We start from the raw sequence: 13,245 nt of genomic DNA, 5'->3' as shown, positions 1-13,245 counted from the left end.
CGTCCGCCGTGCGGACCCGTTCCGCACCGTCCGTTCCCCCACCTGAAGGGCGCCGTGCGTTCACTGTCCCTGCCCCTGGCCCTGACCGCCCGCCTGTCGCCGGTGGCCGTGCTCGCCGTGGCGGGCTGGGCCCTGTCGTCCGGTCCGCTCGCCGCGCCGCAGGCCGCCGAGCACAAGCCGGCGGAGGAGAAGACCGAGACGCAGTCGGCCTCCGCCCCGTCGACGGCGACGGTGTCGAAGACGTACACGGCCGCGCCCGCCCCGTGCGAGAGCGTCGCCGAGAAGACGATCGAGTCGCTGGTGCCGGGCGCCAGGACGGCCGGCAAGGAGATCCCGTCCACGGACTCCGACCTGCGCCGCACCTGCTCGTGGAACGCGCTCAAGGGGTACGACTACCGCTGGCTCGACGTGTCCTACGAGGTCATGGCGTCCGACGAGGCGGCGGAGAAGTCGTACCGGACGCGCCTCGAGGAGAAGAGCGGCGGCGGGGCCGTGCCCGGTCTGGGCGACAGCGCGTACTCGGTCGTGAACCTCACCACCGAGGACAAGCAGCAGACCCGCGAGGGCGTCGTGGTCGCCCGCGCCTCGAACGCGCTCGTGGTGATCACCTACAACGGCAGCGACTTCGAGTCGAAGAAGGCGCCCGACACGGACACGATCAACAAGGGCGCCATCAAGGCCGCGAAGGAAGCGGTGGCGGCGCTGGAGAGCGAGAAGGACTGAGCGCTCCCCAGCGCGGCGGCCCGCCTCAGCCGGTCCTGCGGCGGCCCGGCGCCATCAGCAGCAGGTACAGCAGCATCGACGTGCCCAGGCCCACCGCCCAGCCGTAGTCGGCGAGACCGGCGAGCGCCGGGACGGGGCGGCCGTCGATCAGCGGCTCGAAGCTCGCGCCGCCGACGGCGAGCACGCCGCCCGCCGCGAAGGCGACGACGGCCCGCCAGTTCCAGCCGCCCGTGTACCAGTACCGGCCGCCCGTGCGGTACAGGTCGGCCAGGTCGAGCCGGGAGCGGCGCAGGATCCAGTAGTCGGCGATGAGGATGCCCGCGACGGTGCCGAGCAGCCCGCCGACCAGGCCGAGCCAGGTGAAGATGTAGCCCTGCGGGTCGGAGTACAGCTTCCACGGGAGGATCAGCACGCCGAGGACGCAGGTGGCGAGGGCGCCGGCGCGGAAACTGACGCGGCGGGGCGCGATGTTGGAGAAGTCGAACGCCGGGGAGACCAGGTTGGCCGCCACGTTGACGGACAGGGTCGCGACCAGGACGGTGATCAGCGCGAAGAGCAGGCCCACGGTGTTGTCGGTCTTCGCCGCGAGCTGCACCGGGTCCCAGACGGCCTCGCCGTAGACGGCCTGGGAGCCGGAGGTGACCATCACCGACAGGAACGCGAAGAGGGTCATGGTGGTCGGCAGGCCGAGGGCCTGGCCCCAGGTCTGCGCCTTCTGGCTCCGGCCGTAGCGGGTGAAGTCCGGGATGTTCAGCGACAGGGTCGACCAGAAGCCGATCATGCCCATGAGGGCGGGGGCGAACAGCGTCCAGAAGTCGGCGCCCCAGCCGAGCCTCGAGGGCTGGTCGAGCAGCGGTCCGAAGCCGCCCGCCTTGTCGCTCATCCACCACAGCATCACGAAGGCGCCGACGAGCACGAAGGGGGCGGCCCAGTTCTCGAAGCGGCGGATGGTCTCCATGCCGCGGTGGATGATGACGACCTGCAGCGCCCAGAAGAGCGCGAACGACAGCCACATGGTCCAGGGGTGGCCGCCGACCCGCGCGGCGTCCGTCCAGCCGCCGCCGATCAGCTTCCCGGCCAGGAAGTAGATGGCCTCGCCGCCGATCCAGGTCTGGATGCCGAACCAGCCGCACGCCACCAGCGCCCGTACGACGGCGGGCAGGTTGGCCCCGCGGATGCCGAAGGAGGCCCGCGCGAAGACGGGGAAGGGTATGCCGTACTTGGGTCCCGCGTGCCCGGTGAGCAGCATGGGTATCAGCACGATCACGTTGGCGAGGGCGATGGTGAACACCGCCTGCTTCCAGTCCATGCCGACGGCGATGAGCCCGGAGGCCAGGGTCCAGGAGGCCGTGTTGTGGGCCATGCCGACCCACAGCGCGGAGAAGTTGTACGTGGTCCAGGTGCGCTGGGCGACGGGGACGGGCAGCAGGTCTGCGTTGGCGTAGGGGCCGCTGGGCGCGGGGGCGCCCGGGGCGATCTCCACCCGCCCGTCGGCGAGGGTGACTTGGGTGGTCGGTGGTGGGGCCGTGGGAGCGGTATCGGTCATGGGCCGGGCCAATCGGGGAGGTGGGACGGGAATGGCCGTGCGGGTGATGCCGATGGGGGGTGCGCTCGGGAGGCGTCCTGGGCCCCCTTCCCGGGGCGCCGGGAAGGGGGAGTCGGAAGGCGGTGCGGCGGCAGGGGGTCAGCCGTTGACGGCGGGGATCACCCGGGATCCGTAGGCGTCGATCACGGCCTCCTGCGCGTCGTGCATGTCGTAGACGGCGAACTGGTCCACGCCGAGCGCGCGCAGCGCGTTCAGCTTCTCGATGTGCCGCTCGACGGGGCCGATCAGGCAGAACCGGTCGACGATCTCGTCGGGCACGAACTGGGTGTCGGGGTTGCCGGCGCGGCCGTGGTGGGAGTAGTCGTAGCCCTCGCGCGCCTTGATGTAGTCGGTGAGTTCGTCGGGGACGGCGGCCGAGTGCTCGCCGTACCTGGACACCAGGTCGGCCACGTGGTTGCCGACCATGCCGCCGAACCAGCGGCACTGCTCGCGCGCGTGGGCCAGCGCCTCGGGCGAGTCGTCTTCGGTGACGTAGGCGGGGGCGGCCACGCAGACGGTCACCTCCACCGGGTCGCGCCCGGCGGCGACGGCGGCGTCCTTCACGGCCTTGACCATGTACTCGGTGAGGTAGAGGTCGGCCAGCTGGAGGATGAAGCCGTCCGCCTCCTCGCCGGTCATTTTCAGCGCCTTGGGGCCGTACGCGGCCATCCACACGGGCAGTCGGGCGTCCGGCTTGATCCACGGGAAGCGGACGACGGTGCCGCCGCCGAGGTCGGCCTCCCGGCCGCTGCCGAGGGCCCGGATGACCTTCATGGCCTCGCTGATGCGGGCCAGCGTGTTGGGCTTGCGTCCGGCGACCCGCATCGCCGAGTCGCCGCGGCCGATGCCGCAGACGGTGCGGTTGCCGAACATGTCGTTGAGGGTGGCGAAGGTGGAGGCGGTGACCTCCCAGGTGCGGGTGCCCGGGTTGGTCACCATCGTGCCGACCTTCAGGGTCGTGGTGTTGGCCAGGATCTGGCTGTAGATCACGAACGGCTCCTGCCACAGCACGGCGGAGTCGAAGGTCCAGCCGTGGGAGAAACCGTTGCGTTCCGCGCGCTTCATCAGGCTGATCACCCGCGAGGCCGGCGGGTCGGTCTGCAGGACGAGTCCGAAGTCCATCCGCACCACTCCTAGTTGAGGTACTGACAGGTGGAACGCGGGGTGAAGACGCCGTGCCCGGCGTGTCCGGTGTACTCCCGCTCGGTGACGACGGGCACGCCGCGCGAGAGCACCGTCTCGACCCGGCCGGTGACGCGCCGTCCCTCGTAGGCCGAGTAGTCGACGTTCATGTGGTGGGTCTCGGCCGAGAGGACCTGCTCGGCGTGCGGGTCGTAGATCACGACGTCGGCGTCCGCGCCGGGGGCGATCGTGCCCTTCTTCGGGTAGAGGCCGAACATCCGGGCCGGGGTGGCGCAGGCGATCTCGATCCAGCGGCGCCGGGAGATGTGCCCGTCGACGACGGCCTGGTGCAGCAGGTCCATGCGGTTCTCGACGCCCGGCAGGCCGTTGGGGATCTTGGAGAAGTCGCCGCGGCCGAGTTCCTTCTGGCCCGTGAAGCAGAAGGGGCAGTGGTCGGTGGAGACGACCTGGAGGTCGTTCGTGCGCAGCCCCTGCCACAGCTTCGCCTGGTGCTCGCGGGGCCGCAGGGGCGTGCTGCACACGTACTTCGCGCCCTCGAAGTCGGGCTCGGCGAGGTTGTCGGTGGACAGGAACAGGTACTGCGGGCAGGTCTCGCCGAAGACGGGCAGCCCTTCGTCCCGGGCCCGGGCCAGTTCGGCGACCGCCTCCATCGCCGAGACGTGCACGACGTACAGCGGCGCCCCGGCGACCTGGGCGAGCTTGATGGCGCGGTGGGTGGCCTCGGCCTCCAGCAGGGCCTTGCGGACCTCGCCGTGGTGGCGCGGGTCCCTCTCGCCGCGGGCCAGGGCCTGTTCGACCAGGACGTCGATCGCGATGCCGTTCTCGGCGTGCATCATGATCAGGCCGCCGTTGCCGGCGGAGCGCTGCATGGCGCGCAGGATCTGGCCGTCGTCGCTGTAGAAGACGCCCGGATAGGCCATGAACTGCTTGAAGGAGGTGATGCCCTCCTCCACCAGGTGGTCCATCTCCTTGAGCGTGTGCTCGTCGACGTCGGAGACGATCATGTGGAAGCCGTAGTCGATCGCGCAGTTGCCGTCGGCCTTGGCGTGCCAGGCGTCGAGGCCCTCGCGCAGGCTGTGCCCGACGCTCTGCACGGCGAAGTCGATGATCGTCGTCGTGCCGCCCCAGGCGGCGGCGCGGGTGCCGGTCTCGAAGGTGTCGGAGGCGAAGGTGCCGCCGAACGGCAGCTCCATGTGGGTGTGGGCGTCGACACCGCCGGGGATGACGTACTTTCCGGTGGCGTCGATGGTGCGGTCGGCGGTGAAGGCCGCCGCGGCCGGGGTGTGGGAGGTGGCGAGGGCGGCGATTCGGCCGTCCTCGATCAGGACGTCGGCGTGGATCTCGTCGGATGCGGTGATCACCAGGCCGCCGCGGATCACTGTACGGCTGCTCATGTCGTGGTCGCTCCCCTCGGTCGGTGCGTGCCGGTGGTGGGTGGTTGCCCGCGCAGGACCCGCGCCCCTAGAGGCCCGTGAGCGGCCCGTACGTCGCGGGCGCCCGGTCCCGGTAGAACTGCCAGCGGTCGCGGACCTCCCGGAGCCTGGCCATGTCCAGGTCGCGGACGATCAGTTCCGGCTGCTTGTCGCTCGCCACCTCGCCGACGAACCGGGCCTCGGGGTCCACGAAGTACGACGTGCCGTAGAAGTCGTTGTCGCCGTACTCCTCCACGCCGACCCGGTTGATCGCGCCGACGAAGTACTCGTTGGCCACGGCCGCCGCCGGCTGCTCCAGCTGCCAGAGGTAGCCGGACAGGCCCCGGGAGGTGGCCGAGGGGTTGAAGACCAGTTCGGCGCCCGCGAGGCCCAGGGCGCGCCAGCCCTCGGGGAAGTGCCGGTCGTAGCAGATGTAGACGCCGACCCTGCCGACCGCGGTGTCGAAGACGGGCCAGCCGGAGTTGCCGGGGCGGAAGTAGAACTTCTCCCAGAAGCCCCTCACCTGGGGGATGTGGGTCTTGCGGTACTTGCCGAGGTAGGAGCCGTCCGCGTCGATCACGGCGGCGGTGTTGTAGAGGACGCCGGGCTGCTCCTCCTCGTACATCGGCAGCACCAGCACCAGGCCGAGTTCCCTCGCGAGGGCCTGGAAGCGGCGGACGATCGGGCCCTCGGGGATCTGCTCGGCGTACGCGTAGAAGGCGGGGTCCTGCACCTGGCAGAAGTACGGGCCGTAGAACAGCTCCTGGAAGCAGAGGACCTGGGTGCCCTGCGCGGCGGCGTCGCGGGCCGCCTGCTCGTGGACCTGGATCATCGACTCCTTGTCGCCGGTCCAGGCGGTCTGGAAGACGGCGGCACGGATCACTCGGCTCATCGGGACCTCCGGTCGCTCGGTGTGCCGTGAGCCTAGGAAGCCGGGACGTCGTCGTTGAGTGGCACCGTGTCACGTCCCGGGGCGTGCGGCGTGCCACCGTGTCACTCTCGAACGGGCTCATGTTTCACCGCCGTTGTCCCAGGTGGTCGCGTGTTTCACTGCTGTTGCGCGTCGTGCGCGAGGAGGGCGATGTGCACCGAGGCGGCCTGCTCGAAGTCGTCGAGGTCCACCCCGAGCCGGACCTGTATGGCCTCCAGGCGGCGGTAGAGCGCCGGCCGGGAGACGTGGTGGAGCTGCGCGGTGCGGGACTTGTTGCGGCCGGTGGCGAGATAGGTGCGCAGCACGGACAGCAGGTCCTCGTCCGCCGCGCACAGCAGGCCGTCCAGCTCCCGTTCCGCGAAGGACTGCACGTGCGGGTCGTCGCGCAGCAGGCGGATCAGACCGCGCAGGTGGACGTCCCTCAGGCGGACGACCGGGGGCAGGTCGAGGGCGGCGGAGGAGTCGGCGACGGCGTCCGCGACGTGCTGGGCCTCGCGCAGACCGGTGGGCACCTCGTCCCAGGCGGCCCGGGGTTCGGCCGCCGCGACGACCGTGCGGTCCGTGCCCGACTCCGTGCGCAGCCGGGTCGCGAAGTGCGTGGCGAGAGCGCCCGCGTCCTGGTCACGGGCGAGGCTGAGCAGCACGGCCGTGACGCCGTCGGCCAGTTCGGCCACCAGCCCGGACAGTCCGAGCAGCCGCAGCAGCCGTTCCAGCCGTGCGGGGTCTTTGTCGCGGACGGCCAGCGGGACGAACGTCCGCCGGTTGACGGGCAGTCCGGCCGCCCGGGCCCGGGGCAGCAGCTGCCGCGCCGGTACGACGCCGCTGACCAGGTCGGTCAGCAGACTCTGCGCGGACTGCTCCTCCCAGGAGCACGCCGCGCCGCCGCCGAGCATGCGGTGCAGGACGAGGGCCTCGGCGGCGCGGTCGGCCAGCAGCCGCCCGGTGGCGGTGTCGCCGCGATAGCCGCACAGCACGATCCGGCCCCAGTGCTCCCCGCGCCCGCCCAGTTCGGCCCGGATCCAGCCGTCGCCCTCGGTGCCGCCCCCCGTGCCTGAGCGGCCTGGGCGGTGCCCCCAGGCCTGCCGGGCGATGCGCTCCCAGTCGCGCAGCACGTCGTCCACGGCCGGCCGCTCCCCCGCCGTGCCGAGGACGCGGTGGGCGAGGTTGGTGACGACGACCGGGCAGGCGCTGTGCCGGGCGATCTCGTCGAGCAGGCGCTGCAGCGGGGCGCCCGCGGTGATCAGGGCGGTCAGTTCGGTGCGTACGGCCTCGGAGAGGCTGACGGCGGCGAACTTCCGCCGCACCAGCCGCGACTGGACCTCCTCGGTCAGCTGCGCGAAGGGGAAGGGCCGGTGCAGGACGACCAGGGGCAGTCCGCACCGCTCGGCCGCCCGGCGCATCACGTCCGGCGCGGCGGGGAAGGCGCGGCCGAGTCCGAGGACGACGGCGGCGGCCTCCGCGCGGTGCAGCGACCGGACGTACTCGGCCTGCTTGCCCTCGTCTCCGGCGAGCAGCACGCCGGTGGTGAGGATCATCTCGCCGCCGCTGAGCATCACCCCGACGTCGGCGGCCTCGGCGACGTGCACCCAGCGCACCGGCCGGTCGAGGTGACCGGCCCCGGCCACCACCTCGGGCTCCCCGGCCAGCACCCGTTCCAGGCCGAGGACCTGACGGACCGACAGCGCGGGTCCCAGGGACTCCGAGGTGGTGGTCATGATGCCGTTCCCCTTGGTCGGGCCGCCGCTAGCGGACGCTGCGCAGGGCGTCCTCGAGGATCGCGGCGCCTTCCTCGGCCTCCGCGACGTTGAGGGACAGCGGCGGGGCGACGCGCAGCGAACTGGTGTTGTGCCCCCCGCCCTTGCCGATCAGCAGACCGCCCTCGCGGGCCGCCTCCAGCACGGCCGCCGCCGTCTTCGGATCGGCCTCGTCGGTGCCGGGCCTGGTGATCTCGATGCCGATCATCAGCCCGCGCCCGCGTACCTCCCGGACCGCCGGGCAGTGCGCCGCGGCGGACCGCAGCCGCTCGATGAGCAGGCCGCCGACGCGCCGGGCGTTGCCCTGCAGGTCGTGTTCCAGCAGGTAGTTCAGGTTGGCGAGACCGGCCGCCATGGTGATCTGGGTGCCGCCGAAGGTGGAGATGCTCTGGGAGTCAAGGCAGTTCATGATCTCGGAGCGGGCGACGACCCCTCCGATGGACATGCCGTTGCCGATGCCCTTGGCGAAGGTCATGATGTCCGGCGGCCCGTTCCGCCCGTGCGCCTGCCAGCCCCAGAAGTGCTCCCCGGTGCGGCCCCAGCCGGTCTGCACCTCGTCGGCGATCCACAGGATGCCGTGCTCCTGCAGCACGTCGCGGAAGGCGGCGTACAGCCCGTCGGGCGGGGAGGTGAAGCCGCCGACGCCCTGGATGGGCTCGGCGATCAGCGCGGCCGGCGGGCGGGTGTGGCCGAGCAGGTCCTTGAGGTCGTCGACGCAGGCCTCGATGAAGGCGGAGTCGTCGAGCGAGGCGTACGGTCCGCGGGTGCGCACACCGCCGTGGACGTACAGCGTCTGCAGCGGGGAAAGGGAGGTCGGGGACCAGCCCTTGTTGCCGGTGATGCCGACGGCGCTGAAGGAACGGCCGTGGTAGCTGTTGCGCATGGCCAGGATGGTGTTGCTGCGCCGGTAGGTGGTGGCGAGCAGCAGGGCGGTGTCGTTGGCCTCGGTGCCCGAGGTGGTGAAGAACACCCTGGCGTCCGGGATGCCGCTCAATCGGGCGACGCGCTCGGCCAGTTCCACCATGGGCCGGTTGAGGTAGAGGGTCGAGGAGTGCACGATCCGCGCCGCCTGCTCGCTGACCGCCTTGGTCACCTCGGGCAGCGCGTGCGCGGTCATGGTGGTGAGGATGCCGCCGAAGAAGTCGAGGTACCGGTTGCCCCGGGCGTCCCAGACGTGCCGGCCCTCGCCGTGGGTGATCTCGATCGGTTCCTCGTAGTAGAGGGCGAGCCAGTCGGGGAGCACGGCCCGGTGTCGGCCCAGCAGGTCGTTGGTCACGGCTGCACCAGTCCTTCGTAGGCGTCGGGTCGGCGGTCGCGGTAGAAGGCCCACTGCTGCCGCACCTCTTCGATGAGGTCGAAGTCGAGGTCGCGGACGAGCAGTTCCTCCTTGCTGTCGCTGGCGACGTCGCCGACGAACTGGCCGCGCGGGTCGACGAAGTACGACGTCCCGTAGAAGTCGTTGTCCCCGTACTCCTCCTGTCCCACGCGGTTGATCGCGGCGACGTAGTACTCGTTGGCGACGGCCGCGGCGGGCTGCTCCAGCCGCCACAGGTGGGAGGACAGCCCCCGGTGCGTGGCGGAGGGGTTGTAGACCAGCTGGGCGCCGGCCAGGCCGAGCTGCCGCCAGCCCTCCGGGAAGTGCCGGTCGTAGCAGATGTAGACGCCGACCCGGCCGACCGAGGTGTCGAAGACGGGCCAGCCGAGGTTGCCGGGTTTGAAGTAGTACTTCTCCCAGAAGCCCTTGACCTGCGGGATGTGGTGCTTGCGGTACTTGCCGAGGTAGCTGCCGTCGGAGTCGATGACGGCGGCGGTGTTGTAGTAGAAGCCGGACTGCTCGATCTCGAACACCGGCACGACGATCACCATGCCGGTCTCGCGGGCCAGGGCCCGCATCCGGCGCACGGTCGGGCCGTCGGGCACGGGCTCGGCCCAGCGGTAGTGCTCGGGCTCCTGGACCTGGCAGAAGTAGGGGCTGTTGAAGACTTCCTGGAAGCCGATGATCCTCGCGCCCCGGCGGGCCGCCTCGCGGGCGTACTCCTCGTGTTTCGCCACCATGGACTCGGTGTCGCCGGTCCAGGTGGCCTGGACCAGAGCGGCACGTACGACGTTGGCCATGAGCTGCTCCTTCGACGCGACGTCTGCGCCTCTACGCCCGTAGAAGCGGGCCGTAGAGCCACGAACGTAAGCCTCCGGCCCGGGCTTGCCAAGACCATCGTCGCCAACCCGCGGGGTCGCGCGCCATTGGCACTCCTGTGGGTGAGTCGCCGGGACCGCTGCGGGGCCGCTCAGGAGGCGAATCCGGCGACGCGCAGGGCGTGCACGAGATCCCAGCGGCGATCGTCCGACACGGCCCCGGCGACCTCCAGCAGCAGGGGGACGAGGCGCTGCGGGTCGGGTGCGACGCTGCGGGCCGCCTCCTCCGGGGTGCGGGCCCTGACGTAGGCGTCGAGCAGGACCCGCACCTCGCGGTCCCGCGCCTCGGCGGCCAGTTCGAGGACGGCCCGGCCGATCTCGCCCGGGGGCCGGGCGACGCCCTGCCGCAGCATCTGCCGTCCGTCGCCCGCGCGCCCGGCCGCGGTCAGCACGTCGGCGGCGGCGACCAGCCGGCCGGCGGGCAGCGAGGCGGCCTCCCACAGCAGCGTCTGCCAGTCCGCCTCCAGGCCGGCGCGCTGGAGTTCGCCCGCGAGCAGGGGAAAGCGGGCCGGGTCCCAGTGCGCGGCCTCGGCGAGCAGGGCGTGCGCCTCGCCGCTGCGTCCCTCGCCGCGCAGCCGCGCCAGCACCTCCACGGTCCGTACGATCTCGGCCCGCTCCGGGGCGCCGACGGCACCGGCCACCGGTGCCGCCTCCTCTCCCGCCGTCTCCTCGGCGGCCCCGGCGAAGCGGGCGCCGCGCGGGGTGCGGCCGGTGGCGGGAGCGGGTGCGGGAAGGGTGGGCACGGCGGCGGGCGCCACCTCCGCCGCCACGGCCTCCTCCTCGGCCATCCCGGCGAACCGCGCCCCTCCGCGACGGCGCTTGCGTTGCTTGGTGGTGGAGGGTTCGGGGGTGGGAGTGGGAGTGGGGCTGGCCTGAGATTCCTCGGGGCGGGGGGTGCGTGTGACGTGTCCGGGCCTGGGCGCGGACGCGGCCGCAGCGGGGAAGTCGGCGGCGGCAGGGTCAGGGGACGCGGGAGCCTCGGGGGCGGGCACGGCGCCGGGGGGTGTGGCCCAGGGCGCGGACGCGGCCACAGCCGGGAAGTCGGTGTCAGCGGAGCCCACAGACGCGGCACCCTCCGGGCCGGGCGCCATACCGGCGGCCGAGGCCGAAGCCGCCGGAGAGGGCTGGCGAGCGGCCGGGGTCGCCCCCGGGGCGGTCGGAGCCGGGCCCGGGGCCGTCGGAGTCCAGCCGGGAGCCGTCGGACCCTGGGCGGTCGGGGCCCAGTCCGGAGCCATCGGAGTCGAACCAGAAGCCGTCGACGCCTGCCCCTGTGCAGTCGGCGTCCAGCCCGAAGCCGTCGGAGCCGGACCCTGGGCGGTCGGGGCGTAGCCCGAAGCCGTCGAAGCAGGCCCCTGGGCAGTCGACGTCCAGCCCGGAGCCATCGGAGTCGAACCCGAAGCCGTCGGAGTCGGACCCTGGCCGGTGGCCGTCGCGCCGCCGCCCCTTCCTGCGGCCCCCGGCCCCGCATGCCCGCCCGGCGACGGCCCGCGCCTGTAGGCCACCGCACCGCCGGTCACCGGCGTCGGCGGCTGTACCGGCGTCGGCGGAGACACCGGCCCCTGGCCGGACCCGCCCCCGCCCACACTCACGCCCGCGCCCACACCCGCGCCCCCGCTCCCCGTCCCGTCACCGTCCCCCGCGCGCCGGGCGGCCCCGGGGCCGTTCGGGTCGGTCCATGGAGGAGGGCCGGGCGGGCGCCGGGTCCCGTCCGGGGACGCGGGCGGGATCCGGCCCGGCCGGTCCAGGCGGGCCATGCGCGCCCGCAGTTCCGCGCACCGCGCGCTCGCGCGTTCGTGGTCGTCGCGTGCCCAGGCCAGGTCGAGGCGGAAGGCGTCCGCCTGCTCGCGGGTGGGGGCGGCGGCCAGCCGGCGGGTCAGGTCGCCCTGGCGTTCCGCCGCGTACCTCTGCTCGCGGAGCATGACGTCCAGCTGGTCGGCGAGGGCGTCGCGGCCGCCGGGCCGGTCGTCGAACGCGTGGAGCGCGGCGGTGTGCAGCACACGGGCACGCTCCGTCTCCTGCCCGGCGGCCGCGGGGCCGTAGCGCCCGGAGTAGTCCCGGAGCACCGCCTCCACCACGTCCCAGGGCGGCACCTCACGGCCGTCGAGACAGGCCCGCATGCCCTCGGGGTCCCGCTGCCAGAACACCGCGCACCACCCGCCGGACGAGTCGAGACGCGCCAGCAGGCCGTCCAGGTAGCTTGCGAACTCCCGCAGTCCTGCCGGGAGTTGATCCGCCGTCATCGCTCCACTCCCGCCAGGCCGAAGCACTCCGCGCAGTAGGCAACACCAGTCGTGTTACGGCGGTGCTACAGGGAGTTTGCAGACGCGGAGCAGCGGCCCGTGCGACCGCGTCAGACCGGGACCGGCACGCACTGGCCGGCGATTTCGTCCATGGACAGGCCGAGCACCCCGGCCAGCGCCGCCACGGTGAAGAAGGCCGGGGTCGGAGCCCGTCCGGTCTCGATCTTCCGGAGGGTCTCGGCGGAGATGCCGGCGCCCGCCGCGATCTCCGCCATGCTCCGGTCGCCTCGCGCCTCACGCAGCAGCCTGCCGAGCCGCTCGCCGCGTTCGCGCTCTTCGGGGGTGAGAGGGGTGCGCACCATGGCACCATTCTAATACCGGTATAGTAATTGGCATGGTGGAGCTGAAAACCGACACATCTATCGATGCCATGTACGACGCCGGCCAGGTCGTGGCCCGCGCCCTGACAGCCGTCCGGCAGGCCGCCGGCGTGGGCGTCAGCCTGCGGGACCTGGACGAGGTGGCGCACGGCGTGCTGCGCGAGGCGGGCGCGACCTCGCCGTTCCTGGGGTACCGGCCCCATTTCGCCCCGACCCCCTTCCCCGCGACCCTCTGCGTCTCGGTCAACGACGCGATCGTGCACGGCGTCCCGGACCGCTACCGGCTGCGCGACGGCGACCTCGTGTCGATCGACTTCGGCGCCGAGCTGGACGGCTGGGTCGGCGACTCGGCCCTCAGCTTCGTCGTGGGCCGGCCGCGCCCGGCCGACCTGCGCCTGATCGAGACCGCCGAGCGGGCCCTGGCGGCCGGCATCGAGGCCGCGGTCGTCGGCAACCGCATCGGGGACATCGCGCACGCCATCGGGACGGTGTGCCGCGGCGCCGGCTACGGCATCCCGGAGGGCTTCGGCGGCCACGGCATCGGCCGCCGTATGCACGAGGACCCCTCGGTGCCGAACGAGGGGCGGCCGGGCCGGGGCATGCGGCTGCGGCACGGCATGGTGCTGGCGATCGAGCCCATGGTCATCGCCGGCGGCATCGACACCTTCTACGCGGCCCCCGACGGCTGGACCCTGAAGACGGACGACGGCTCCCGCGCGGCCCACGCGGAGCACACGGTGGCGGTCACGGACGCGGGGCCGAGGGTGCTCACCGCCCGCTGACCCGGGGCCGCGGGCTTGCTTTTGCCCGCATATGCCGTGAAGGTGCCCGTCCCCGGCGATCGTGCGAAGGTGTTCTACGAGCGCGCCCCAGGTGTAACGCGC

The 13,245-nt window shown here is 72.7% G+C and carries 11 protein-coding genes; 2 read left to right on the top strand and 9 right to left on the bottom strand.

Annotated features, from left to right (window positions below):
• The first annotated feature begins 54 nt into the window (after positions 1–54).
• On the top strand, positions 55–723 hold the full coding sequence (locus tag ABZY20_RS11460) for a hypothetical protein (protein ID WP_356439997.1): 669 nt from the start codon (positions 55–57) through the stop codon (positions 721–723).
• Positions 724–748: 25 nt separating this feature from the next.
• Here the strand turns inward: ABZY20_RS11460 and ABZY20_RS11455 are convergent, their stop codons facing one another.
• The 9 genes from ABZY20_RS11455 to ABZY20_RS11415 form a co-directional block, all read right to left on the bottom strand.
• Positions 749–2,269: an NCS1 family nucleobase:cation symporter-1 gene (locus tag ABZY20_RS11455; RefSeq protein ID WP_356439994.1), complete on the bottom strand. Its 1,521-nt coding sequence runs from the start codon at positions 2,267–2,269 to the stop codon at positions 749–751.
• Positions 2,270–2,407: 138 nt separating this feature from the next.
• The gene (locus ABZY20_RS11450; RefSeq protein ID WP_356439992.1) at positions 2,408–3,430 is read right to left on the bottom strand and encodes a TIGR03842 family LLM class F420-dependent oxidoreductase; all 1,023 of its coding nucleotides are present in this window, start codon (positions 3,428–3,430) and stop codon (positions 2,408–2,410) included.
• 11 nt (positions 3,431–3,441) lie between these two features.
• Positions 3,442–4,845, bottom strand: a complete 1,404-nt coding sequence (gene hydA, locus ABZY20_RS11445) for a dihydropyrimidinase (RefSeq protein WP_356439989.1) — start codon at positions 4,843–4,845, stop codon at positions 3,442–3,444.
• Positions 4,846–4,912: 67 nt separating this feature from the next.
• Complete coding sequence (locus ABZY20_RS11440; protein ID WP_356439987.1) at positions 4,913–5,755, bottom strand: nitrilase-related carbon-nitrogen hydrolase; 843 nt, start codon at positions 5,753–5,755, stop codon at positions 4,913–4,915.
• Positions 5,756–5,910: 155 nt separating this feature from the next.
• Positions 5,911–7,509, bottom strand: a complete 1,599-nt coding sequence (locus tag ABZY20_RS11435; RefSeq protein ID WP_356439985.1) for a PucR family transcriptional regulator — start codon at positions 7,507–7,509, stop codon at positions 5,911–5,913.
• Between the two features lie 28 nt (positions 7,510–7,537).
• On the bottom strand, positions 7,538–8,824 hold the full coding sequence (locus tag ABZY20_RS11430) for an aspartate aminotransferase family protein (RefSeq protein ID WP_356439984.1): 1,287 nt from the start codon (positions 8,822–8,824) through the stop codon (positions 7,538–7,540).
• A complete protein-coding gene (locus ABZY20_RS11425) occupies positions 8,821–9,663 on the bottom strand; it encodes a nitrilase-related carbon-nitrogen hydrolase (protein ID WP_356439982.1) in 843 nt (280 codons plus the stop codon). Before ABZY20_RS11425 ends, ABZY20_RS11430 begins: the two co-directional genes overlap by 4 nt.
• Before the next feature lie 170 nt (positions 9,664–9,833).
• Positions 9,834–11,981 carry a hypothetical protein gene (locus ABZY20_RS11420; RefSeq protein WP_356439979.1) on the bottom strand — a complete coding sequence of 716 codons (2,148 nt, stop codon included), beginning with the start codon at positions 11,979–11,981 and terminating at the stop codon, positions 9,834–9,836.
• 110 nt (positions 11,982–12,091) lie between these two features.
• Complete coding sequence (locus tag ABZY20_RS11415) at positions 12,092–12,343, bottom strand: helix-turn-helix transcriptional regulator (RefSeq protein WP_356439977.1); 252 nt, start codon at positions 12,341–12,343, stop codon at positions 12,092–12,094.
• 32 nt (positions 12,344–12,375) lie between these two features.
• Between ABZY20_RS11415 and map the strand changes: the two genes are divergently transcribed.
• Positions 12,376–13,143: a type I methionyl aminopeptidase gene (gene map / locus ABZY20_RS11410; RefSeq protein ID WP_356439974.1), complete on the top strand. Its 768-nt coding sequence runs from the start codon at positions 12,376–12,378 to the stop codon at positions 13,141–13,143.
• Positions 13,144–13,245: the final 102 nt, after the last annotated feature.

Source organism: Streptomyces sp. NPDC006624 (assembly GCF_040611555.1).
Lineage (GTDB): Bacteria > Actinomycetota > Actinomycetes > Streptomycetales > Streptomycetaceae > Streptomyces.
This window is presented reverse-complemented; position numbering and strand designations above follow the sequence as displayed.

Bases quoted from the DNA above. Each gene is read 5' to 3' on its own strand.
- ABZY20_RS11455 (WP_356439994.1), bottom strand. From the start codon at position 2,269: ATGACCGATACCGCTCCCACGGCCCCACCACCGACCACCCAAGTCACC.
- ABZY20_RS11450 (WP_356439992.1), bottom strand. From the start codon at position 3,430: ATGGACTTCGGACTCGTCCTGCAGACCGACCCGCCGGCCTCGCGGGTG.
- hydA (WP_356439989.1), bottom strand. From the start codon at position 4,845: ATGAGCAGCCGTACAGTGATCCGCGGCGGCCTGGTGATCACCGCATCC.
- ABZY20_RS11440 (WP_356439987.1), bottom strand. From the start codon at position 5,755: ATGAGCCGAGTGATCCGTGCCGCCGTCTTCCAGACCGCCTGGACCGGC.
- ABZY20_RS11435 (WP_356439985.1), bottom strand. From the start codon at position 7,509: ATGACCACCACCTCGGAGTCCCTGGGACCCGCGCTGTCGGTCCGTCAG.
- ABZY20_RS11425 (WP_356439982.1), bottom strand. From the start codon at position 9,663: ATGGCCAACGTCGTACGTGCCGCTCTGGTCCAGGCCACCTGGACCGGC.
- ABZY20_RS11420 (WP_356439979.1), bottom strand. From the start codon at position 11,981: ATGACGGCGGATCAACTCCCGGCAGGACTGCGGGAGTTCGCAAGCTAC.
- ABZY20_RS11415 (WP_356439977.1), bottom strand. From the start codon at position 12,343: ATGGTGCGCACCCCTCTCACCCCCGAAGAGCGCGAACGCGGCGAGCGG.
- map (WP_356439974.1), top strand. From the start codon at position 12,376: ATGGTGGAGCTGAAAACCGACACATCTATCGATGCCATGTACGACGCC.